Below are 21,630 nucleotides of genomic sequence, written 5' to 3'. Positions count from 1 at the left end.
CTAGTCTGCACAAGCGACGGGGCTGCCGAGGAGGACATCCTCGGCGGCCCCCGTTTTTTTATGCCACAACGATGGGAAGCCACACTGTGTCACGACTGTTCGGCACCGACGGCGTACGGGGGCGGGCGAACGCCGACCTCACGCCCGACCTGGCACTCCGCCTCAACATCGCGGCCGCGCGCGTCCTCGGCGCCGCCGACCGCCGCGCCGTCGCCGTCATCGGCCGCGACCCCCGCGCCTCCGGCGAGATGCTCGCCGCCGCCAGCGCCGCCGGGCTCGCCGCGGCGGGCGTGAAAGTCATCGACCTGGGCATCCTTCCCACGCCCGCGGTCGCGCACCTGACGGCCCTGACCGGCGCCGACTTCGGCGTCATGGTCTCGGCCTCGCACAACCCCATGCCGGACAACGGCATCAAGTTCTTCGCGGCCGGCGGCCGCAAGCTCCCCGACGAGGTCGAGGACGCCATCGAGGCGGCCATGGGCGACCCCGCGCCGCTGCCGCAGGGCGACGGCGTGGGCCGCATCGTCCGCTCGGTCGACCCCGTCGAGTCGTACATCGAGCACCTGGTCGCGGCCGTGCCGCACCCGCTGAACGGCCTCAAGGTCGTGCTCGACCCCGCGAACGGCGCCGCCACCGGCGCGGCCCCCGAGGCCCTGCGCCGGGCGGGCGCCGAAGTCGTCCTCATCAACGCGGACCCCGACGGGCTCAACATCAACGAGAACTGCGGTTCCACGCACATGGACGGGCTCCGCGCGGCCGTCGTCGAGCACGGCGCGCACGCCGGTATCGCGCTCGACGGCGACGCCGACCGCTGCCTCGCGGTCGACGCGGACGGCAACGACGTCGACGGGGACGCGATCATGGCGATCCTGGCGATCGCCATGCGCGAGGCCGGGCAGCTGCGCGGCGACACGCTCGTCACCACCGTCATGAGCAACCTCGGCCTGCACCAGGCGATGGGCACGGCCGGGATCAAGCTCGAGGTCACCGGGGTCGGCGACCGTTACGTGCTGGAGCGGCTCGCCGAGGGCGGGTACTCGCTCGGCGGCGAGCAGTCGGGGCACATCATCGTCTCCGACCACGCCACGACCGGCGACGGGACGCTCACCGCGATCCTGCTGCTGGCGCGCATGGCCGCCACGGGCAGGTCCCTCGCCGACCTCGCCTCGGTGTTCACGCCCGCGCCGCAGGTGCTCGTGAACGTGCGGGTGACGGACAAGTCCGTGATCGACCATGACGACGTGCGCAGCGCGGTCGCGCTGTGGCAGTCGAAGCTCGGCACGGACGGTCGGGTCCTGTTGCGCCCCTCCGGCACCGAGCCGCTGGTGCGCGTCATGGTCGAGGCCTCTGAGGAGCCGGTGGCACAGACCGTCGCGGCCGAGCTCGTGGCGGTCGTCGAGCACGCGATGGGCTGATTCCGACCATATTGCTGAACAGCGGGAGGGCATTCGAGCGGTGCCCTCCCGCTGGCATAGATGCACTAAGCTCACGCTCTATGAGCAACCCAATCGTCTGGATCCTGATCCTCCTGTTGCTGATCGGCCTGATCCTGGTCTTCGTCGCCATCGGCGGGCGCAACAAGCTGGTGCGGATGCGCAACATCACCCAGGAGTCATGGGCGCAGATCGATGTCGAGCTCCAGCGCCGGTACGACCTGCTGGACAACCTGATGTACGTCGTGCAGCAGGCCGCGGGCTCGGAGAACGCGACGCTGCGGCAGGTCGCCGAGGCGCGCGCCATGGCCATGCAGACCCGGCAGGACCCGAACGCCGGCCACGCCCAGCAGGGCCAAGCCGAAGGCCAGCTCGGGAACGCCATCCGCGGCGTGATCCACATGCAGGAGGCCTACCCCGCCCTGCAGACCAACCAGAACTTCCTCCAGCTCCAGCAGGAGATCACCGAGACCGAGAACCGCATCGCGGCCCCGCGCCGGTTCTACAACGCGAACGTGCGCGAGTACAACACCGCGCTGCAGGTCTTCCCCGGTTCGATCTCCGCGAAGATGGGCGGGTTCAAGCCCGAGGAGTACTTCGAGCTGGACAGCCCGGCGGCCCGCACGGCTCCGAAGATGCGCGACATGGGCCAGCCCGCCTACATGCAGCAGCCCCCGGCCGCCCCGCAGCAGCAGATGCCGCCGCAGCCCGCGCCCGGCCAGATGCCGTACGGCCAGCCGCCGCAGGTCGGCTACCAGCAGCAGCCCCAGCCCGGCTACGGCCAGCCCGCCCCGCAGCCCGGTTACGGCCAGCAGCCCCCGCCCGGTTACGGCGCCCCCCAGCCCGGCTACGGCCAGCCCGCGCCCCAGCCCGGTTACCCGCAGCAGCCCCAGCAGCCGCAGCAGCCCGGTTACGGCCAGCCGCCCTACGGCCGCTAGCCCGCGGTCCGGTCCCCCGCTCTCGGCGACGCTTGCGAGACGCGAGCCAGCCCAGCCCGTAAGAAGGAATCACCCCAGTGAACGAGACACTGCTCGCTTCGAGCAGCAGTAGCGACATGCCCTGGTGGGCTTGGGTACTGTGCCTCGTCGTGGTCGGCGTCGGCGCGTACTTCGCCTGGCGCGCACGGCAGAAGAAGATCGCGATGTACCGGGCCTGGGCGGCCCAGTACGGCTTCCACTACGAGCCCAGCGACAACTCGGTGACCGGCCTCTCGACCGAGGCGCCGTTCAACGAAGGCCACTCCCGCAAGGGCATCGACGTCTTCCGCGGCATGTACAAGAACGTGCACATCGTGTTCTTCCAGTACCAGTACACGACCGGCCACGGCAAGGAGTCGCAGACGCACACTCACCAGGTGGTCGCGATCGGCCTGCCGACGGCGCGGCCGCTGCTGGACATCGGCCAGGAGAACTTCCTGACCAAGCGGTTCGCGAAGGACATCGACTTCGAGAACCAGGCGTTCAACGACTTCTTCCGGATCAAGTCGCCGAACCGGCGGTTCGCGTACGACGTGATCCACGCCCGCACCATGGAGTGGATGCTGCAGGACCAGCGCGCCCGCTCCTACCCGTGGCGCTTCGAGGGGCCGTGGCTCATGACCTTCCGGTCGGGCGCGCTCAAGCTCGAAGAGGTCTTCTTCTACGCGGACTTCCTCATCGACGACCCCGCCCCGGGGCCCCGGCACGTCTGGTCTCCCACCCCCCCGCCGGGCGGGCCGCGCCCTCGGACGCGGCCCGGCGGCGTTCAACCCCTCAGCGCCCCGGGAGGAGTCGTGGAATCGGTCGTCGCCGGCATGCTCGGCTCGGTGTTCCTCGCGGTGTGCGTGGGGGTGCCGGTGTTGGCGATCGTGCTCGCCGTCTACTACTCGCGGCGGGCGCGGCAGCGGCATCTCGCCCGCGTCTCGGCCTGGGCGGCCCACCACGGCTTCCAGTACTGGCCGCAGGAGCAGTCGGCGCTCGCGATCTCACGGCAGCCGCCGTTCACCACCGGCAGCGGCCGCGAGGCGCGCGACGTCCTGCGCGGGACGTTCCGGGACGCGCACCTGCACTGCTTCCAGCTCAGGTACCGCACCGGCAGCGGCGATTCCGAGACCACGCACGACTACCAGGTGGTCGCGATCAGCCTCCCCGCGATGCGGCCGCTCCTCGACATCGCGCACGAGAACGCGCTGAGCCGGCGGTTCGACAAGGACCTCGTGTTCGAGAACCGGGCGTTCAACGACAAGTTCAAGATCGCGTCGCCGAGCCCGCGGTTCGCACACGACGTGATCCATCCGCGAACGATGGAGTGGATGCTCGCCGACCCGCGCGCGCAGGTGACCCGGTGGCGCTTCGAGGGGTCGTGGCTGATGACGTTCCGGCCCGGCCCGCTCAAGCTCGAGGAGGTCTTCTTCTACGCGGACTTCCTGCACCAGGTGCTCGCCCAGGTGCCCAAGCACGTGTGGTCGGACCGGTAGCGATCGCGCGGGTTGCTAAGATTGCTGCGCGCGGGCCGCTGCAAGGCACTGCCCGCGATGGCCCGTGGTGTAATTGGCAACACTACTGATTTTGGTTCAGTCATTTCAGGTTCGAGTCCTGGCGGGCCAGCCGGATCTAAAATCCGCATCGCGACAAGCCGCCCTGAAGCGGCGACGGTATGCCGCTAGTCGTAATGACCGCGGGCCTGGGCGATCTCGACGATGTCATCCCGGACTCGGTAGACCAGACGGTGTTCCTCGTCGATCCGCCGCGACCACCAGCCTGACAGCGGTCCCTTCAACGGCTCGGGCTTGCCGATGCCCGTGAAGGGCTCGCCCTTGATCTCCTTGACCAGTCGGTTGATGCGCTTGGTGATCTTGCGGTCGGTCTCAGCCCACAAGACGTAGTCCTCCCAGCCGACTTCTGAAAAGACCGTCTTCACTCAGTCGTCCTCCGCCTCAATGAGGTCGCGGACAGCGCCGCCACCGGCGTCCAACTCGGCGATCGACTTCATCAGTCGTTCGGCGTTGCGGCGAGACCGGAGCAGGAACATCGTCTCCTGCCATGCCTCGTAGTCCTCCTCGGACATCAGCACGGCGTTGCCCCCCTTGGAGGAGATACGCACAGGGGCATGGTCGTCGTTGACCTTCTTGATGAGGGGGAACAGGTCCCTCCTGGCCTCGCTGGCGGTGATGGTCATCGCGCCGCCTCCTCTCACTTCAATGGCACCGTTTACGGTACATTATTCGTACGAAAAAACGTACCATTGGGCCGCGTCAGCGCATCTCTTCGAAGACCGCTGCGAAGCCCGTTTCCGCCGCTCCGATGAGGGCGCCTTCGTCTCCCAGGACCGGTGTGCGCAGCCGCAGTTTCGAGCGCAGGTGGGGGAGGGTTGTTTCCGCGAACGCCGAGCGGACCGGGGCGGCCGTCGAGAGGTACAGCTCGCGCAGCCAGCCGCCGAACAGGATCTCGTCAGGACCTGTCGCCGTCACGACCGCGCCCAGGGCCCGGCCCAGGCCCTCGCCCGAGCGGCGCAGCCGGTCCCGGGCCGCGGCGTCGCCCATGCCCGCCGCGAGCGTCGCGTCCTCGATGCCGTCGGCGAGGCCGAACGCCTCCATCTCCGCGTCCAGGCACCCCCGCAGGCCGCACACGCATTCGCGACCCCCGGGTTCGACCACGATGTGCCCCAACTGGATCGAGCCGCCGCGCTGCGCCCGGCCCTCGATCACGAGCCCGGCCGTCAAGCCCCGGCCGCCATGCAGATAGAGGAGCTTGCGGGCCTCGCCCGCGTCGCCGCGCGACCATTCGCCGACCGCCGCGGCCGTCGCCGTGTCGACCACCCGCCACTCCCGGCCCGTCGCCGCCTCCAACTCGGCGGCCGCGTCACGATCGATCCAGCCCAGCTCCGTCGAGTGCGCGACCGCGCCCTCGTCGACCAGGCCCGGCACCGAAGCCACCGCCGCCGCCGACGCCGTCCCGCCCGTGATCACCGCGACCGCCTCGATCGGATCGGCGCCCGCCTCGAGCGCCGACTCCGACCGCTCCAGCACCTCCCCGCCGAGCCCCACCAGCGCGAACCGCAACCGGTCCGCGCGGATCTCCACCGCCGCGACCGTGATCGACCGCGGCACGCACGCCACGAGCGTCGAGGGCCGACCGGCCGAACCGGTCGACTGCCCCGTCGTCTCCTGGAGATGCCCCGACTCGGCCAGGTCGGTCGCCAGCGCGCCGATCGTGGACCGGTTGAGCTCCAACGCTTCCGTGAGCGCGGCGCGGGTCTGCGGGCCGTGCCGGTGGAGCTGTTCGAGCAGCGCCGCGCGGTTGCGCCGCCGCAGCTCCACAGCCGGGGGCAGGGCCACCGGTCAGTGCCTGCCGAAGAGCTTGCCCCGGCCCCGGGACATGGCGTCCACGCCCGCCGCGAGCAGCAGCACCGCGCCGGTGACGCCGAACCGCACCCCGGCGCTCAGCCCCATCAGGCCCATGCCGTTGTTGATGATCGCCACCACCGCTCCTCCCAGCAGGGCCGCCCGCACCGTGCCCTTGCCACCGAAGAGGCTAGCACCGCCGATCACAGCCGCCCCTACAGAAAGCAGCAGCACATTGGACCCGCCCGTGTTGGGGTCCACCGAGGCCGCGCGCGACGCCGCCACGATGCCGCCGATCGCGGCCATGCCCGAGCAGATGACGAACGCCGCGATGCGAACCCGGTCGACGTTCACGCCCGCGCGCACCGCCGCCTCCCGGTTCCCGCCCACCGCGTACAGGTGCCGTCCGAACCTGGTGCGGTGCAGCACGAACGTCCACACCGCGAACAGCGCCCCGAGGATCACGATGACCACCGGCACCCCGGTGAGCGAGATGATCTGCGGGTTCGCCGAGCGCTCCAGGTTGAGCAGGAACACCGTCGCCGTCAGCAGCGCCCCCAGCGCCGCGATCCGCGCGACCACGACCGCGAGCGGCTCGTGCACGAGCGACCGCGCCACCCGCCGCCGCCACCGGTTCAACTGCAGCCCGGCGTACGCGGCGACCGTGAGCACCAGCAGCGTCCAGCCCTGCCAGCGCTCGAGGTTCCCGCCCGCGACGGCCTTCACCGTCTCGTCGTGGATCGTGATGTTGCTGCCCTCTTCGAGGATCATGAGCACGATCCCCTGGAACGCCAGGAACGCCGCGAGCGTCACCACGAACGACGGGATGCCGAGCTTCACCACCAGCGTCCCCAGCAGCAGCCCGATCACCACACCCGTGGCGATCGCCGCGCCGATCGCGAGCGGCCACGGCATCCCCCAGTCCGTGAGGATCACCGCCATGATCGCCGCGCACACGCCCGAAGCGAACCCCGCCGACAGGTCGATCTCGCCGATGACCAGCACGAACACGAGCCCCATCGCGATGCACGCGACGGCCGCGCCCTGCCCGAACAGGTTCGCCAGGTTCCCCACCGAGAGGAACACCGGCTGCGAAATCCCGAAGAACACGCACAGCGCGATGATCCCGGCGACGGCCGGCAGCGCCCCGACCTCGCCCGAGCGCACCTCCGCCCAGTACCCCTTCACGTGGTCGGCGACCGCGCGCACCGCGCTCGGCTCCGTCCCGGCCTCCGGCCGGGTCTCTACCTGCGTGCTCACGACCGGGCTCCATTCGTGTCGGCGCCGAGCCCGAGGGAACCGGACCGGCCGCTGGTGATGAGTTCGACCACCTGCGACTGCGTGGCGTCGGCGGCGTCGAGCACGGCCGCCATACGGCCCAGGTAGAGCGCGGCGATCCGGTCGGCGACGGCGAACACGTCGTTCAGGTTGTGGGAGATGTAGAGGACGGCCAGGCCCTGGTCGGCCAGGCGCCGGATGAGTTCGAGCACCTGGCGGGTCTGGGCGACGCCCAGCGCGGCGGTCGGCTCGTCGAGGATCACCAGGCGCGAGTTCCACAGGACCGCTTTGGCGATGGCGACGGTCTGGCGCTGGCCGCCGGAGAGGCTCGCGACGGGCTGGCGCAGGTTGCGGATGGTGCGCACCGCGAGCGAGGAGAGCGTCTCGGCGGCGAGCTGCTCCATCGCGTCGTCGTCGAGGACGAGGCCGCGGCGCTTCTCCCTGCCGAGGAACAGGTTCTCGACGACGTCGAGGTTGTCGCACAGGGCGAGGTCCTGGTAGACGACCTCGATGCCGAGGGCCGCGGCGTCGCGCGGCCCGGAGATGGTGCGGGCCTCGCCGTCGACGGCGATGGCGCCGCCGTCGATGCCGTGGATGCCCGCCACGCATTTGACCAGTGTGGACTTGCCGGCGCCGTTGTCGCCGACGAGGGCGCAGACCTCTCCGGCGTCGATCGCGAGATCGACGTCGGAGAGGACTTCAACCGGTCCGAAGCGCTTCGAGAGTCCGGTGAGTTCGAGCAGCACGTAGGGCCCCTATCCGATGCCGTGCTCGGTGCAGAGCGCCGCGTACTCGCCGGCGCACAGCTCGGCCGGGTCGGCGAAGCCGTCGTCGACGACGACCTGGATGTTCTCGATGGTGATGGCGACGGGTTCGAGGAGCACGGAGGCGACCTCGGCCCCGCTGACGGGGTCGGTGACGCTGGCCTCGGTCGTGGGCTTCTCACCGTTGGCGAGGGCCACGGCGAGTTCGGCGGCCGCGTTGGCCTCCTGCTCGATTGCCTTGTAGACGGTCATGCACTGGTCGCCGGTGAGGATGTTCTGCAGGCCCTGGATGGTGGCGTCCTGGCCGGTGACGGGCACGGTGCCGTTGAGGTTGTTGCGCTCGAGGACGGTGATGACCGCGTGCGCGAGGCCGTCGTTGGCGGCGAGGACGCCGTCGACCTGGGTGCCGGTGTCGGTGAGCATCTGCTCGAAGAGCGTGCCGCCCTGGGCGTTGTCCCAGTCGGGCACCCACTCGTCGGGGCCCTTCTCGAAGGTCCCGTCGGCGTACAGCGGGTCGAGGATCGAGTCGTAGCCGGCCTTGAACAGGGTCGCGTTGTTGTCGGTGGGGGAGCCGTTGAGTTCGGCGATGAGGGGCTTCTCGGCGCCTTCGAGGCATCCGACGAGGCCTTCGCCCTGGAGGACGCCGACCTGCTCGTTGTCGAAGCTCACGTAGTAGTCGGCGCCGCCGTCTTCGGTGAGCCGGTCGTAGTCGATGGTGGCCACGCCCTGGGACTTGGCCTTCTCGATGACGGTCTTGCCGGTGCCGGAGTCGAGGTTCACGGTGACGAGGACGTCGGCGCCCTTGGTGAGCATCTGGTCGGCGATGGTCTGGAAGTCCTCCCGGCTGCCCTGGGCGTTCTGGATGTCGTAGTCGACGCCCGCGGCCTTGAAGGCGGCTTCGAGGTATTTGCGGTCGGCGGTCTCCCACCGGTCCGAGGAAGCGGAGTCGGGGAGGATGACGCCGATGAGCGGCTTGTCGTCGCCGCCACCGCCGCCGTCCTGCCCGCAGGCGGTGAGGGTCAGGGCGAGCACCGCGCCGGCGGCGGCGGCGATCGCGAGTCGTGGTTTGGAGCTGCTGGGAAGGTGCATGAGAGGTGCCTCCGAGGTTTGTTGTTGTCTGCAACATATGATGAGTGACGCAGCTCGCACAAGTATCGGAGCGATGGAGAACGTGTTCCATTCGTAACGATTCGGTGACGGCGCGGGTCCCCGGGTCGGGCCGTTCACCACGCGGCCACCGACTACCATGGCCCATCATGAGCAGTGAGCGTTCGGCGATCATCCTGGCCGCTGGCCTGGGCACCCGCATGAAGTCCTCCAAACCGAAGGTCCTGCACGAAGTGCTCGGCCGCTCCCTGGTGGGCCACGTCCTCCGCAGCGTCAAGGCCGTCGGCCCGCAGCGCCAGATCGTGGTCGTCGGCGCCGCCGCCGACCAGGTGCGCGCCCACCTCGCCGAGGTCGCCCCCGAGGCCACCACGGTCTTCCAGGACAAGCAGCTCGGCACCGGCCACGCCGTCCAGGTCGCGATGGACGCCAACCCCGACCTCACCGGAACGGTGATCGTCGCGTTCGGCGACGCGCCGCTGCTGCGCTCGACCTCGATCGCCGAACTCGTGGAGGTCCACGAGAAGAAGGGCAACGCCGTCACGGTCCTCACCGCCGTCGTCGACGACCCCACCGGCCTCGGCCGGATCGTGCGCGACAACGAGGGCAACGTCCTGCGCAACGTCGAGCACCGCGACGCCGACGCCGACGAGCTCGCCATCCGCGAGATCAACTCCGGCACCTTCGCCGTCGACGCCCAGGTCCTGCGCGAGCAGCTCGCGCGCCTGAGCACCGCCAACGACCAGGGCGAGTACTACCTCACCGACATCATCGAGCTCGCCCGCGAGGCCGGCCACGCCGTCGGCGCGGTCGTCGTCGACGACCCGACCGAGACCCTGGGCTGCAACGACCGCGCCCAGCTCGCCGACCTCCGCCGCATCCTCCAGGGCCGCATCAACACCGAGCTGATGAAGTCCGGCGTCACCATGGACGACCCGGCGACGACCTGGATCGACGCCACCGCGAAGGTCGCCCCCGACGTCCACCTCCACCCGAACGTGCAGCTCAAGGGCGCCACCGCCGTCGACTCCGGGGCCGAGATCGGCCCCGACACGACGCTGACGGACACCATCGTCGGCGCCGACGCCGTCGTCGTCCGCTCGCACGCCGACCAGTCGCACATCAGCGAAGGCGCCCACGTCGGCCCGTTCGCGCACCTGCGCCCGGCCTCCAAGCTCGCCGAGAACGCCAAGATCGGCGCGTTCGTCGAGACCAAGAACGCCGAGATCGGCGCCGGCGCGAAGGCCGCGCACCTCGCCTACCTCGGCGACGTCACCGTGGGAGCCGAGGCCAACATCGGCTGCGGCGTCATCGTCGTCAACTACGACGGCGTCCAGAAGCACCGCACCGAGATCGGCGAAGGCGCCTTCATCGGCTGCGACGCCGTGCTCGTCTCGCCCGTCAACATCGGCGACGGCGCGTACGTGGCCGCCGGCTCGACCATCGTGAAGGACGTCGCGCCCGGCGACCTCGCCGTGGCCCGCGCCCGCCAGACCTCCATCGGGAACTGGGTGGCGCGCAAGCGCCCAGGCACCGTCTCCGATAAGGCAGCCAGGCGTGCGAAGGGTGAGGCGGGAGTGTCGGAAGCGTGACGGGACACTAAACGACCCGGTCCCCTCGCGCTTCGGGGCCGGGTCGGGGACACTGGAACCGTCGAGGTTCAGGTGAGACGACCTACTGGGGGAGCCCACGTCATGGCGAGCATGTCCGCTGTCAACTCCAAGATGCTCATGTTGTTCTCCGGGCGTGCCTACCCGGAGCTGGCCGAGGAGATCGGCAAGCACCTCGGGGTCGCGCCGACCCCGATGAGCGCCTACTCCTTCGCCAACGGCGAGCTCTTCGTGCGCTACCAGGAGTCGGTCCGCGGCTGCGACGCCTTCGTCGTGCAGTCCATGCCCGCCCCGATCAACGAGTGGGTCATGGAGACCCTCATCATGATCGACGCGCTCAAGCGCGGCTCGGCCAAGCGCATCACCGTCGTGCTGCCGTTCTACCCGTACGCGCGCCAGGACAAGAAGCACCGCGGCCGCGAGCCCATCTCCGCGCGCCTCATGGCCGACCTGCTCAAGACCGCCGGCGCCGACCGCATCCTCACCGTGGACCTCCACACCGCCCAGATCCAGGGATTCTTCGACGGCCCCGTCGACCACCTCTTCGCCATGGGCACCCTCGCCCGCTACGTCGAGGAGAAGTACGCCGACCGCCAGATGGCCGTCGTCTCGCCCGACACCGGCCGCGTGCGCCTCGCCGAGCGCTGGTCCGACCGGCTCGGCGGCTGCCCGATCGCGTTCGTGCACAAGACCCGCGACCCGCTCAAGCCCAACCAGGTCGTCGCGCACAAGGTCGTCGGCGACGTCGAAGGGCGCACCTGCCTCCTCATCGACGACATGATCGACACCGCCGGCACCATCTGCTCCGCGGCCGAGATGCTCGCCGAGTCGGGCGTCGAGGACATCGTGATCGCCTCCACCCACGCGATCATGTCCGGCCCCGCCGTCGAGCGCCTCGCCAAGGCCCCGGTCAGCGAGGTCATCGTCACCAACACCCTCCCGCTCCCCAAGGAAGCCCAGGACCTGGAGAAGATCACCACCCTGTCCATCGCGCCGCTCGTCGCGAAGGCCATCTGGGAGGTCTTCAACGACGGCTCGGTCACCACCCTCTTCGGCGGTCTCTCGTAAGTCACATATCGACGCCCGTGTCAAGCCTGATCTGATGCGCGTAGTACTCTGGTGGGGTTGCCGACGGCGAGGGTGTCCTCCAGAGGGCGCCGTAATCGACGCAAAGGCGTAGGTCTTTTCAGGGCTGCTGTGCCCTTCTGAATGCCGACGTGAGCGTCGAGCGCCGCATGAAATGTTGCTAAAAAACAGGGGAGTATTTCCGTGTCCGAAGTTCGTATCAGCGCCGAGCCTCGCACTGACTTCGGGAAGGGCGGTGCCCGCCGTACGCGCCGGGCTGGAAAGGTTCCCGCGGTGGTCTACGGCCACGGCGAGAAGCCGCTCCACATTTCCCTTCCCTCGCTCGAGCTCGCCGCCGCCATCCGCAAGGGCGGCGCCAACCAGCTCATCGCGATCGAGGTCACCGACGGCACCCGCGAGCTGGTGATCCCCAAGGACATCCAGCGCGACCCGCTGCGCGACGAGATCGTCCACGCCGACCTGCTGATCGTCCGCCGCGGCGAGAAGGTCACCACCGAGGTCCCGCTGTCCTTCACCGGTGAGGTGGAGAAGGGCGGCCTGGTCGTGCACGAGCTCACCGCTCTGTCCGTCGAGGCCGAGGCCACCCACATCCCCGAGTCCATCGAGGTGGACCTCGAGGGCCTGACCATCGGTTCGCAGCGCGTCGTCTCCGAGATCACCGCGCCCGAGGGCGTCGTCATCCTCACCGACGGCGAGCAGACCGTCGCCACCGTGAGCGAGCCGCGCGGCGAGGCCCCGGCCGAGGACGAAGAGGCCGAGGCCGCCGAGGCCGAGGAAGCCCCGGCCGAAGCCGCCGCCGCTGCCGAGTAAGCACTCGACATGACCGACACCCCGACGCTCGTGGCCGGCCTGGGCAACCCCGGGCCGAAGTACGCCGCGAACCGCCACAATGTCGGTTTCATGGTCGCCGACGCGCTCGCCCGGCGCGTCGGCGCCCGTTTCGCCGTGGCCCGCAAGGCCCGCGCCGAAGTCTGCGAGGCCCGCTTGGGGGTAGGCGGGCCTCGCGTCATTCTCGTCAAACCGCTGACGTACATGAACCTCGTCGGCGAATCCGTCGCACCGCTCGCCCAGTACTTCGGGGTCCCGCCCGAATCGGTGATCGCCGTCCACGACGAGCTCGACGTCCCGTTCGGCGAACTCCGCCTCAAGCGCGGCGGCGGCGAGGGCGGCCACAACGGCCTCCGCTCCCTCACCAAGTCACTGGGCACCAAGGACTACGCCCGCGTCCGCTTCGGCATCGGCCGCCCGCCGGGCCGCCAGGACGCCGCCGACTTCGTCCTCAAGGACTTCGCCAAAGCCGAGCGCCCCGAGGTCGAACTCAACATCGAACTCGCCGCCGACGCGGTCGAGGCGATCATCGAAAAGGGCTTCGTCCTGGCGCAGAACCAGTTCAACGCTCCGCCTTCTTAGCCTCCCCAGTGGACTAAATCTCATGTACTCCACAGGGTGACAATCCCGTCACTCAATGTCCCGTCGCTCGTTATCCGAGCATGACAGTGGTTGCGGACTCGACGGCTTTCGAAGGCGTGCACGACCTCCCTGCCAGGGGACGCGTCTATTCCATAGGACCCCAAGCGACCCGGCCCTACGGCGGCCCGCCCGCTTGGCAGCGCAAGTACTTCGCGGGCATCATCGCCTCCGACGTCACCGCCGGCATCCTCGGCGCGGCCCTGGCCTTCTTCGCCCGCTTCGGCCACGTCAACGACGGCACCCGCGTCTACGCCCTCGCCCTGATCGCCCTGCCCGCGGTCTGGATCGCGGCGCTCGGCCTCTCCCGCGCCTTCGAGAAGCGGTACCTCTTCGTCGGCACCGAGGAGTACCAGCGCATCGTCCACGCCGCCGTCGCGCTCACCGCCGCCGTCGCGATCGTCTCCTATGGACTCGAGCTGCCGACCTCCCGCGTCTTCGTCCTGATCGCGATCCCCACGGCCGCAGCCTGTTCCATCGTCGCCCGCTTCGGCTGGCGCAAATGGCTCCACCGCATGCGCCGCGGCGGCCGCTGCATGAAACGCGTCGTCCTCGTCGGCCACGAGTCCTCCGTCGCCGCCCTCATCGTCCAGCTCCGCCGCGAGCACTACCACGGCCTCAACGTCGTCGCGGCCTGCCTGCCCACCGACGAACCCCGCGGGGCGCTTTTGGACTTCGACACCCGCATCCGCGGCAGCTTCGACCGCATCGCCGAAGCCGTCGCCGCCGAACGCGCCGACACCGTGATCGTCCTGGGCTGTCCCGAAATCGACGGCCAGGCCCTCCGCCGCCTCGCCTGGAAGCTCGAACGCAGCGAAGTCGACCTCATCGTCGCCTCCGCCCTCGTCGACGTCGCCGGCGACCGCACCACCGTCCGCCCCGTCGACGGCCTCCCCATGCTCCACCTCGACCACGCCCGCCTCACCGGCGTCCGCCGCCTCGCCAAAGAAGCCGTCGACCGCATCGGCGCCGCCATGCTCCTGCTCGCGCTCTCCCCGCTCCTCCTGACCGCCGCCTTCCTGATCCGCTGCACCTCACCCGGTCCCGCCCTCTTCAAGCAGGAGCGCATCGGCAAGGACGGCCAGCCGTTCACGATCTGGAAGTTCCGCACCATGCACCTCGACGCCGAACGCCGCCTCGCGGAGATCGCCCACCTCAACGAAGGCGACGGCGTCCTCTTCAAAATGAAGGACGACCCCCGCATCACCAAAGTCGGCAAGTACCTGCGCCGCTTCTCCATCGACGAGTTCCCCCAACTCGTCAACGTCCTCAGAGGAGACATGAGCCTCGTCGGCCCCCGCCCCCCGCTCGCCATCGAAGTCGCCGCCTACGAATCCGACATGCGCCGCCGCCTCGCCGTCAAACCTGGCATGACCGGCCTCTGGCAGGTCTCCGGCCGCTCCGACCTCCCTTGGGAAGAGGCCGTCCGCCTCGACCTCCGCTACGTCGAGCACTGGAACCTCTCCCTGGACTTCGTGATCCTGCTCCGCACCGTGACCGCCATCCTGCGCCCGCAAGGCGCGTACTGACTCAAGGCAACCCATCGCCCCGCCCGGCTTGCCGGGCGGGGCGACCTTGTCTGAGTTGGCTATGGTGCGAGAACACCGCGGTCACACGGTGTTGCACCGAACCGTTAAAATCGAGACGGTTTTGCAGAAGTTTCGCCCGAATACACCCCGGAGGTCCCCGCCGTGGCTCAGCGCATTCTCGATCCCGCCTACCTGGAGGCGTACCGCGACGAACTCGCGGCGCGCTTCAACTTCGTGACCGAGAAGCTTCAGCTGCTTCGCACTGGTGAGGAGTTGGGGGTCGAGCCCGGGTTCGGACTCCTCGACTCCTCGCAGCAGGCCCGCCGCGACTACGCGGCCGCCCACGAAGAAGTGTGGAACAACCTGCAGAAGCTGCGCGCGGACCTCTATGGTGCGATCGTGACCATCAACGAGTCGCTGGGCGTCCACACCGATGCCGAAGAATTGAACCTGGCCGAATTCAACGCCAGCCAATCCGACGTCGAGAACAACACCTAGGACACCGCACCCGATGAAGCGCACTGTTTTCAAGACCTTTGCCGCGACCGGTGTCGCAGCACTCCTCCTCAGTGGCTGCAGCCTCTTCGAACGAGGCGGCGACACCTCCGGCGACGCTAACGGCGATGGTGGCGGCAACGCGGTTTACGACGAGATGACTTCCTGGGACGCGTGTGAAGTCCTCAGCAACCTCCAACCCATCACGGAATACATGGGTATTGAGGGATACGGATCTTCCACCAACACTGGCGGCGAGCCGAGCAGTGCTGAGCTCGGCAACACCTGGGATCCCGAGTCCATTGGTTGCAACGACCTCATCAGCATCTCCGCCGCAGACGAGTACGCCAGCACCATGGGCGGTGGCGAGATCAAGGTCAAGATCGTTCCCACCGAGAGCGAAGAGCAGGCCACGACCGCCTACGAGGACCGTATCGCAACGGCAGAGTCGGAGGCGGCCAAGGGCACTGACGCGCAGACCGAAGAGTTCGGCGATCCTTGGGATCAGGGAACCTTGGTCTCCTGGACCGGCAGTGCTGAGAGCCCCAATGTGGAAGTGATTGCGCGCGACGGCCAGTGGGTCCTCCACATCCAGCTGAACTACGGCGCCGACTTCGGTCTTCGGAACGAGGGCACTCCGGCGTACCAGTTCACCAGTGACGAACTGAACCAGTGGTTCGTCGATACCTATCTTCCTGAGGTCAACCAGACCGTCAACGACCGGATTGCGGAGGTTCAGTAGTCATGGGCGACAACATCGAATTCCAGACCGAGGACTACGCAGGAAACGCCGACCTTGCAGGTCAAGAGGCCATCGACAGCCAACAGTCGATGGCGGACGGTGCCTATCTCGGTGGCGACCCCTGCCCCAACGGCGATTGCCAGAACACCCACAATCCCGCCGAAGACGCTTGGGTCAAGTTGGTCTCGGCGATTCCCGTGACCGGCCAGATCTCGAACTTGAAGTGCGTTGCCACGGGTACCGCCGCCCCCAGCCAGGACGAGGTTCAGTCCTTGGTGGCCCAAGTCCGGCCCGCGGACCCGGATAAATACGCGCTCAAGGAAATCGCGCTCAAGTGGGGGATGTTCAACAACGACTTCACCGACAACGAAGGCACCGCCGTCGCACCGATCCTCCGATCCAAGCTGACCGAGCTGTCGAACGGCTGGCAGGGCAACGACTTCGATGCCTTCGCCGAGCAGATGGAGGCGGTGTTCGCAAACTGCGAACAGATCTCCGCCGACATCGGTACGGAAACCACCGGCATGGTTGGCCTACTCAACCAAAAAGGCGACGAGATCTACAACCTCCAGGGTGGCGGCTCCGGTGAGCTGCCTTATCCCGCGCCCCAGTACTGGGTCGAGGATGAGGGCAGTCTCTTCACCGACACCAAGATCCACGTCCGTCCCCCGTTCCACTCGGGCGAGTGCGAGATCAGCGACGGCTGCGCTCTCGATGGTGAGGATGACGGTGTCAAGGGCGCCATGGAAATGGGCGGGTTCGACGGCGAGTACACGAACGAGCTGAACGAGTACGTCGTCGACCAAACCGAGTACCACTACACGCGTCTCAAGGCCGAGCACGTCAACGGGGTCGACACGAAGGGCATGGACGCAGAGGAGAAGGCCGAAGCGACCACGCTGACGCCCTCTCAGGAGTCCTCCCTGCGCGCTCAGGCCGAGCAGTTGGCCCGGCAGGATGCGAACGAGCGTGCCCAGCAGGACTATGCGGAAGGCTCGCAAGACTACGAGGCGCGCGCGGCGGAACAGAACGATTCAGTCACCGCCCGCTGGCAGGATGCCGAGACCTCTGCGTCCGAGTTCGTCCCGACGGTCCAGCCGTCCGGAGACACGACCTTCCGCGAATCCGCTGGCGATCTGGCAGAGTCTGGCTATTCACCGCCTGGTGGCGGTGACTGGAACGGTTCCGTCAACAGCTCCGGCAGCGCTGGCCTGACTCCGCCCGCAACATCGAACAACTTCGGTGGCGGCAACGTCCCGAGCGGCTCCAACCCCGGAACCGACACCGGACTCAACCCGTGGGAGTCCTCCACTGACGATGATGACGACACCTCCGGTGGTCTCGCGTCGGGTGGCGGCCTCGGTGCAGGTTCCGGCACCCTGACCGGGCCGGGTCTCGGCACGGGTGCTGGCGGCGGCGGTATGGGTGCCGGCGGCGGTGGCCTCGGCCCCGGTTCCGGGCTCTTCGGTCCCGCTGCAGGCGGCACCGGCAGCATGACGGGCATGACCGGATCGGGCGGCGCCGGCCGTGGCGCCGGTGCAGGCGGTGTCGGCAAGGGCCAGGGCCTCTTCGGCAAGGCCGCCGGAGCGGGTGGCCGTGCGGGCGCCGGTGCCGGAGGCATGATGGGCGGCGGCCGCGGCGCGAACGGCGTGGGCGACGACGAGGAAGCAAACACCGGCACCTGGCTCACCGAAGACGAGGACATCTGGGGCCTCGCCCGCTTCAACGACGAGAACGACCCCCTCGCCTAGACGCAAGCGCTCACTAGCGGGGCGGCCATGCCTGATCAGGCCCGGCCGTCCCGCTACTTGTTGACTCCGAAGCTCATGCCCGCCCAGGTTCCGTCGCAAACTCACCCTGGGCGGGCATGCACCCCGACTCCCTGGAGGATCGATGATTCACGCTCTACGAGCGCCCCTTGCCGCACCGATATCCCGAAAGCTCGGCGTCCTACAGGCAGGGGACCGGCGATGAAGTACCGCGATTTTCAGATTGGGCGGGATCTGCCGGGTGTGTTGGACGGCGGGTTCTTGGTGCCTGGCGAGTCGATCGTGGTGTCCGCTGCGCGGGATGCGTTCACGTTCAGTTTTGAGGTGCCCGGTCGGGAGGTTCGCCGTAAGCCGACGGGGGAGGAGGGGAAGCCGAGGGTGAGTGCGGTTGTGGTGAGCCCGTCGCCGGCGGGGTTGGCCGTGCAGGTCGCCGATGCGCTGACTGTGCCCAAGGCGGGTGTCATCCTCACCGATCGGCGTCTCACCGTTTTCAAGCTGGTGCCTGCCGATCCGAGTTTGAAGGAGCCGTCGTTCATGGACGGGCTCAGGGATCTTGGGCGGAGTCTGCGGGGGAAGGAAGAGTTTCCCGCTTATCCGATGGCCTGCTCGACGGTCATGGAGTACTCCTCTTCGGTCGCGTATTACCAGGGTGTGCACAAGGAGCAGCCGACGAACTGCGTCAAGGCGGATTACCACCGGATCGCGTTCCAAGACGGGTCCGTGCTCGGTCTCCTGGCCTGAGGAGCACCCCGGATTCGGGCCGGCCGGAAACGCGAGGGGTTTCCGCATGGCGGGATCAGGTGGCCCAATATTTGGGCGTGGTTGGGCTGCAGCGTAGACTGGCGCGCATGCATGACGCCCCTGACTCCGCTTCGGTGACCGGAGTTCCCACCGCTGCGCCCGAGGCCGCTTCGCCTGGTGATGTCGCGTTCGCGGCGGAGCTGGCGACCGGTGCGGGGGAGTTGCTGCTCAAGCTCCGGGAGGAGATGGGCTTCGCCGATCCCAAGGCGCTCAAGGCCGCCGGGGACAACAGGGCCAATGACTACCTGCTGGGGCGCGTCGCCGCCGAGCGGCCCGGGGATGCCGTGCTCTCCGAGGAGGGCAAGGGTGAGGCCGGGCGGATCGGCACCGAGCGGCTGAGCGCCGACCGGGTCTGGATCATCGATCCACTGGATGGGACGCGCGAGTACTCCGAGGCCGGTCGGGACGACTGGGCCGTGCATGTCGCATTGTGGGAACGGGGCCATGGACTGACGGCTTCGGCTGTAGCGCTCCCTGCGCAGGGTGTGACGTTGCGCACCGATGAGGTGTACGCGGTCCCCGCGCCGCGCGAGGGGAAGCCCCGGATCGCCGTGTCCCGCACCAGACCACCGGCAGAAGCCGAGGCCGTGGCCGCCGCGCTCGGGGCGGAACTCGTCCCGATGGGGTCGGCCGGAGCCAAGGTCATGGCCGTGGTCGCCGGTACAGTTGACGCTTATGTGCACGCCGGCGGGCAGTTCGAATGGGACTCCGCCGCGCCCGTAGGGGTGGCTCTGGCCTCCGGCTGGCACGCCACGCGGATCGATGGCGCCCCGCTGCGGTACAACAATGCCGACCCGTACCTTCCGGACCTGCTGGTCTGCCGCCCCGACCTGGCCGGGCCCGCGCTCGAGGCCATCAAAGGGACGAACTGACCACCCGGTTCCCGACCGGACCCTACGACAACCGAACACCCCGAACCGGGGTCAGCCGAGAGGAGCATTGCGCCGGTGAGCGACTACCGCATCAGCCACATCGCCGCGCTGGAGGCCGAGGCGATCTTCATCTTCCGTGAAGTCGCGGCCACCTGTCAGCGGCCCGTGCTGCTCTTCTCCGGCGGCAAGGACTCCATCGTCATGCTGCACCTGGCGCAGAAGGCCTTCGCCCCCGCGCCCATCCCCTTCCCGGTCATGCACGTCGACACCGGCCAGAACTTCGCCGAGGTCATCGAGTACCGCGACCGCCGCGTGGCAGAGACCGGCGTCCAGCTCCTCGTCGCCTCCGTCCAGGACGCGATCGACCGCGGCATGGTCACCGAGCCGCCGGACGGCACCCGCAACCGCATCCAGACCCCCGTGCTCCTGGAAGCGGCCGAGAAGTACCAGTTCGACGCCCTCTTCGGCGGCGCCCGCCGCGACGAGGAGAAGGCCCGCGCCAAGGAGCGCGTGTTCTCCTTCCGCGACGACTTCGGCCAATGGGACCCCAAGAACCAGCGTCCCGAACTGTGGAACCTGTACAACGGCCGGGTCCACCCGGGCGAGCAGATCCGCGTGTTCCCGCTGTCGAACTGGACCGAGCTCGACGTCTGGCGCTACATCGGCGCCGAGGACATCCCGCTCCCCGACGTGTACTTCGCCTCCGAGCGCGAGGTCGTGGATCGCGGCGGCATGCTGTACGCCGTCAACGAGTTCATCCGGCCGCGCGAGGGCGAGGAGGTCTTCTCGGAGAAGATCCGCTACCGCACCGTCGGTGACGCGACGCTGACGGCCGGCGTCCGCTCGGACGCGACCACGATCGACGAGATCATCGACGAGGTCGCCGCCACGCGCATCACCGAGCGCGGCGCGACCCGCGGTGACGACAAGACCTCCGAGGCCGCGATGGAAGACCGGAAACGGGAAGGCTACTTCTAATGACGGACACCCTGACCTCCCGCGAGGACACGCACGAGCTGCTGCGCTTCGCCACGGCCGGTTCGGTGGACGACGGCAAGTCGACCCTCATCGGCCGCCTCCTGTTCGACTCGAAGGCGCTCTTCGACGACCAGTGGGACGCCGTCGAAGCCGTCAGCGCCGGCCGCGGCGACGAGTACACCGACCTCGCCCTGCTCACCGACGGGCTCCGCTCCGAGCGCGAGCAGGGCATCACGATCGACGTCGCATACCGGTACTTCTCCACGCCCGAGCGCAAGTTCATCATCGCGGACACGCCCGGCCACATCCAGTACACGCGCAACATGGTCACCGGCGCCTCGACCGCCGACCTCGCGCTGATCCTGGTCGACGCCCGCAAGGGCCTCGTGGAGCAGTCGCGCCGCCACGCGTTCCTGTGCTCGCTGCTGCGCGTGCCGCACATGGTCCTGTGCGTCAACAAGATGGACCTCGTGGACTACGACGAGGCCGTCTTCAAGAAGATCGAGAACGAGTTCAAGGCGTTCGCGACCAAGCTCGAGGTGCCGGACCTGACGGTCATCCCGATCTCGGCCCTCAAGGGCGACAACGTGGTCAACCGCTCCGAGAACATGCCCTGGTTCCAGGGCCCGAGCCTCCTCCATCACTTGGAGAAGGTGCACATCGCCTCGGACCGCAACCTCGTGGACGTGCGCTTCCCGGTCCAGCACGTGATCCGGCCGCACTCCAACGACAACCACGACTTCCGCGGCTACGCCGGCCAGGTCGCCTCCGGAGTCATGAAGCCCGGCGACGAGGTCATGGTGCTGCCGAGCGGCTTCACGTCCCGCATCGCCTCGATCGAGACCGCCGACGGCCCGCTCGAAGAGGCCTTCCCGCCCTTGAGCGTCACCGTGCGCCTCGAGGACGAGCTGGACGTCTCCCGCGGCGACATGCTCTGCCGCCCGGGCAACCAGGCCCGCGTCTCGCAGGACATCGAGGCGATGGTCTGCTGGATGGACGAGTCGCGGCCGCTGAAGCTTCGCGGCAAGTACGCCATCAAGCACACCACCGCCGACGTGCGCGCGATCGTCAAGGACGTGCAGTACCAGCTCGACGTCAACACGCTCCACCGCGACGAGGCCGCGACCGAGCTGAAGCTCAACGAGATCGGCCGCGTCACGCTCCGCACGACCAAGCCGCTCCTGTGCGACGACTACCGCCGCAACCGCGCCACCGGCGGCTTCATCATCATCGACGAATCCGACAACCGCACCGTGGGCGCCGGCATCATCGTCTAAGCGCCGCAAGCGAATTCGGGGCCGACCGCATCTGCGGTCGGCCCCGAATTCGTTGTCTCTGAATGTGACACCAGGCACGTCTCGCCTCGTGCGTGTCGTCGTGT

At 68.6% G+C, this 21,630-nt stretch carries 21 protein-coding genes and 1 tRNA gene; 16 read left to right on the top strand and 6 right to left on the bottom strand.

The window, feature by feature from the left end; translation table 11 throughout:
* Positions 1-86: 86 nt before the first annotated feature.
* The 4 genes from glmM (at position 87) to J5V16_RS06950 (ending at position 4,018) form a co-directional block, all read left to right on the top strand.
* Complete coding sequence (gene glmM / locus J5V16_RS06965; RefSeq protein ID WP_208495355.1) at positions 87-1,415, top strand: phosphoglucosamine mutase; 1,329 nt, start codon at positions 87-89, stop codon at positions 1,413-1,415.
* Between the two features lie 80 nt (positions 1,416-1,495).
* Positions 1,496-2,371 (top strand): LemA family protein, encoded by an 876-nt coding sequence (locus J5V16_RS06960; protein ID WP_208495354.1) that lies wholly within the window; start codon positions 1,496-1,498, stop codon positions 2,369-2,371.
* A gap of 77 nt (positions 2,372-2,448) precedes the next feature.
* Complete coding sequence (locus J5V16_RS06955; RefSeq protein ID WP_208495353.1) at positions 2,449-3,888, top strand: hypothetical protein; 1,440 nt, start codon at positions 2,449-2,451, stop codon at positions 3,886-3,888.
* Positions 3,889-3,946: 58 nt separating this feature from the next.
* Positions 3,947-4,018 (top strand) — tRNA-Gln (locus J5V16_RS06950).
* A gap of 55 nt (positions 4,019-4,073) precedes the next feature.
* On the opposite strand, the gene J5V16_RS06945 is transcribed toward J5V16_RS06950, so the two are convergent.
* The 6 genes from J5V16_RS06945 to J5V16_RS06920 all read right to left on the bottom strand — a co-directional run bounded on the left by J5V16_RS06945 (position 4,074) and on the right by J5V16_RS06920 (position 8,885).
* Positions 4,074-4,331, bottom strand: a complete 258-nt coding sequence (locus tag J5V16_RS06945; protein WP_208495352.1) for a Txe/YoeB family addiction module toxin — start codon at positions 4,329-4,331, stop codon at positions 4,074-4,076.
* Positions 4,332-4,589 carry a type II toxin-antitoxin system Phd/YefM family antitoxin gene (locus J5V16_RS06940; RefSeq protein ID WP_208495351.1) on the bottom strand — a complete coding sequence of 86 codons (258 nt, stop codon included), beginning with the start codon at positions 4,587-4,589 and terminating at the stop codon, positions 4,332-4,334.
* Positions 4,590-4,665: 76 nt separating this feature from the next.
* Positions 4,666-5,748, bottom strand: a complete 1,083-nt coding sequence (locus J5V16_RS06935; protein WP_208495350.1) for an ROK family protein — start codon at positions 5,746-5,748, stop codon at positions 4,666-4,668.
* Positions 5,749-5,751: 3 nt separating this feature from the next.
* Positions 5,752-7,014, bottom strand: a complete 1,263-nt coding sequence (locus tag J5V16_RS06930; RefSeq protein ID WP_307792892.1) for a sugar ABC transporter permease — start codon at positions 7,012-7,014, stop codon at positions 5,752-5,754.
* Positions 7,011-7,778 (bottom strand): ATP-binding cassette domain-containing protein, encoded by a 768-nt coding sequence (locus J5V16_RS06925; protein ID WP_208495349.1) that lies wholly within the window; start codon positions 7,776-7,778, stop codon positions 7,011-7,013. The genes J5V16_RS06930 and J5V16_RS06925 overlap by 4 nt, the downstream gene beginning before the upstream one ends.
* A 9-nt stretch (positions 7,779-7,787) precedes the next feature.
* The gene (locus tag J5V16_RS06920) at positions 7,788-8,885 is read right to left on the bottom strand and encodes a sugar ABC transporter substrate-binding protein (RefSeq protein WP_208495348.1); all 1,098 of its coding nucleotides are present in this window, start codon (positions 8,883-8,885) and stop codon (positions 7,788-7,790) included.
* Between the two features lie 167 nt (positions 8,886-9,052).
* On the opposite strand from J5V16_RS06920, the gene glmU reads away from it, so the two are divergent.
* From glmU to cysN, 12 genes are all read left to right on the top strand, one after another.
* Entirely contained in the window at positions 9,053-10,492 is a 1,440-nt protein-coding gene (gene glmU, locus J5V16_RS06915; RefSeq protein ID WP_208495347.1) for a bifunctional UDP-N-acetylglucosamine diphosphorylase/glucosamine-1-phosphate N-acetyltransferase GlmU, read from the top strand.
* A gap of 102 nt (positions 10,493-10,594) precedes the next feature.
* Positions 10,595-11,578, top strand: a complete 984-nt coding sequence (locus J5V16_RS06910) for a ribose-phosphate diphosphokinase (RefSeq protein WP_208495346.1) — start codon at positions 10,595-10,597, stop codon at positions 11,576-11,578.
* 201 nt (positions 11,579-11,779) lie between these two features.
* Complete coding sequence (locus J5V16_RS06905; RefSeq protein WP_208495345.1) at positions 11,780-12,406, top strand: 50S ribosomal protein L25/general stress protein Ctc; 627 nt, start codon at positions 11,780-11,782, stop codon at positions 12,404-12,406.
* 9 nt (positions 12,407-12,415) lie between these two features.
* Complete coding sequence (gene pth, locus J5V16_RS06900; RefSeq protein ID WP_208495344.1) at positions 12,416-13,006, top strand: aminoacyl-tRNA hydrolase; 591 nt, start codon at positions 12,416-12,418, stop codon at positions 13,004-13,006.
* Between the two features lie 80 nt (positions 13,007-13,086).
* Positions 13,087-14,592, top strand: coding sequence for a sugar transferase (locus J5V16_RS06895; protein WP_208495343.1), 1,506 nt, complete (start codon positions 13,087-13,089; stop codon positions 14,590-14,592).
* Positions 14,593-14,754: 162 nt separating this feature from the next.
* Positions 14,755-15,090: a hypothetical protein gene (locus J5V16_RS06890; protein ID WP_208495342.1), complete on the top strand. Its 336-nt coding sequence runs from the start codon at positions 14,755-14,757 to the stop codon at positions 15,088-15,090.
* A gap of 13 nt (positions 15,091-15,103) precedes the next feature.
* A complete protein-coding gene (locus tag J5V16_RS06885; protein ID WP_208495341.1) occupies positions 15,104-15,829 on the top strand; it encodes a hypothetical protein in 726 nt (241 codons plus the stop codon).
* 2 nt (positions 15,830-15,831) lie between these two features.
* Positions 15,832-17,580 (top strand): hypothetical protein, encoded by a 1,749-nt coding sequence (locus J5V16_RS06880; RefSeq protein ID WP_208495340.1) that lies wholly within the window; start codon positions 15,832-15,834, stop codon positions 17,578-17,580.
* 219 nt (positions 17,581-17,799) lie between these two features.
* A complete protein-coding gene (locus tag J5V16_RS06875) occupies positions 17,800-18,339 on the top strand; it encodes a hypothetical protein (RefSeq protein WP_208495339.1) in 540 nt (179 codons plus the stop codon).
* A 107-nt stretch (positions 18,340-18,446) separates the two neighbouring features.
* The gene (locus tag J5V16_RS06870) at positions 18,447-19,271 is read left to right on the top strand and encodes a 3'(2'),5'-bisphosphate nucleotidase CysQ (protein ID WP_208495338.1); all 825 of its coding nucleotides are present in this window, start codon (positions 18,447-18,449) and stop codon (positions 19,269-19,271) included.
* A gap of 75 nt (positions 19,272-19,346) precedes the next feature.
* The gene (gene cysD / locus J5V16_RS06865) at positions 19,347-20,249 is read left to right on the top strand and encodes a sulfate adenylyltransferase subunit CysD (protein ID WP_208495337.1); all 903 of its coding nucleotides are present in this window, start codon (positions 19,347-19,349) and stop codon (positions 20,247-20,249) included.
* Positions 20,249-21,526, top strand: a complete 1,278-nt coding sequence (cysN, locus tag J5V16_RS06860) for a sulfate adenylyltransferase subunit CysN (RefSeq protein WP_208495336.1) — start codon at positions 20,249-20,251, stop codon at positions 21,524-21,526. The genes cysD and cysN overlap by 1 nt, the downstream gene beginning before the upstream one ends.
* Positions 21,527-21,630 lie beyond the last annotated feature (104 nt).

The organism is Glycomyces niveus, from assembly GCF_017592475.1.
Taxonomy (GTDB): domain Bacteria; phylum Actinomycetota; class Actinomycetes; order Mycobacteriales; family Micromonosporaceae; genus Glycomyces; species Glycomyces niveus.
The sequence above is the reverse complement of the archived record's forward strand: the minus strand, read 5'-3'. Positions and strand labels throughout refer to the sequence as shown.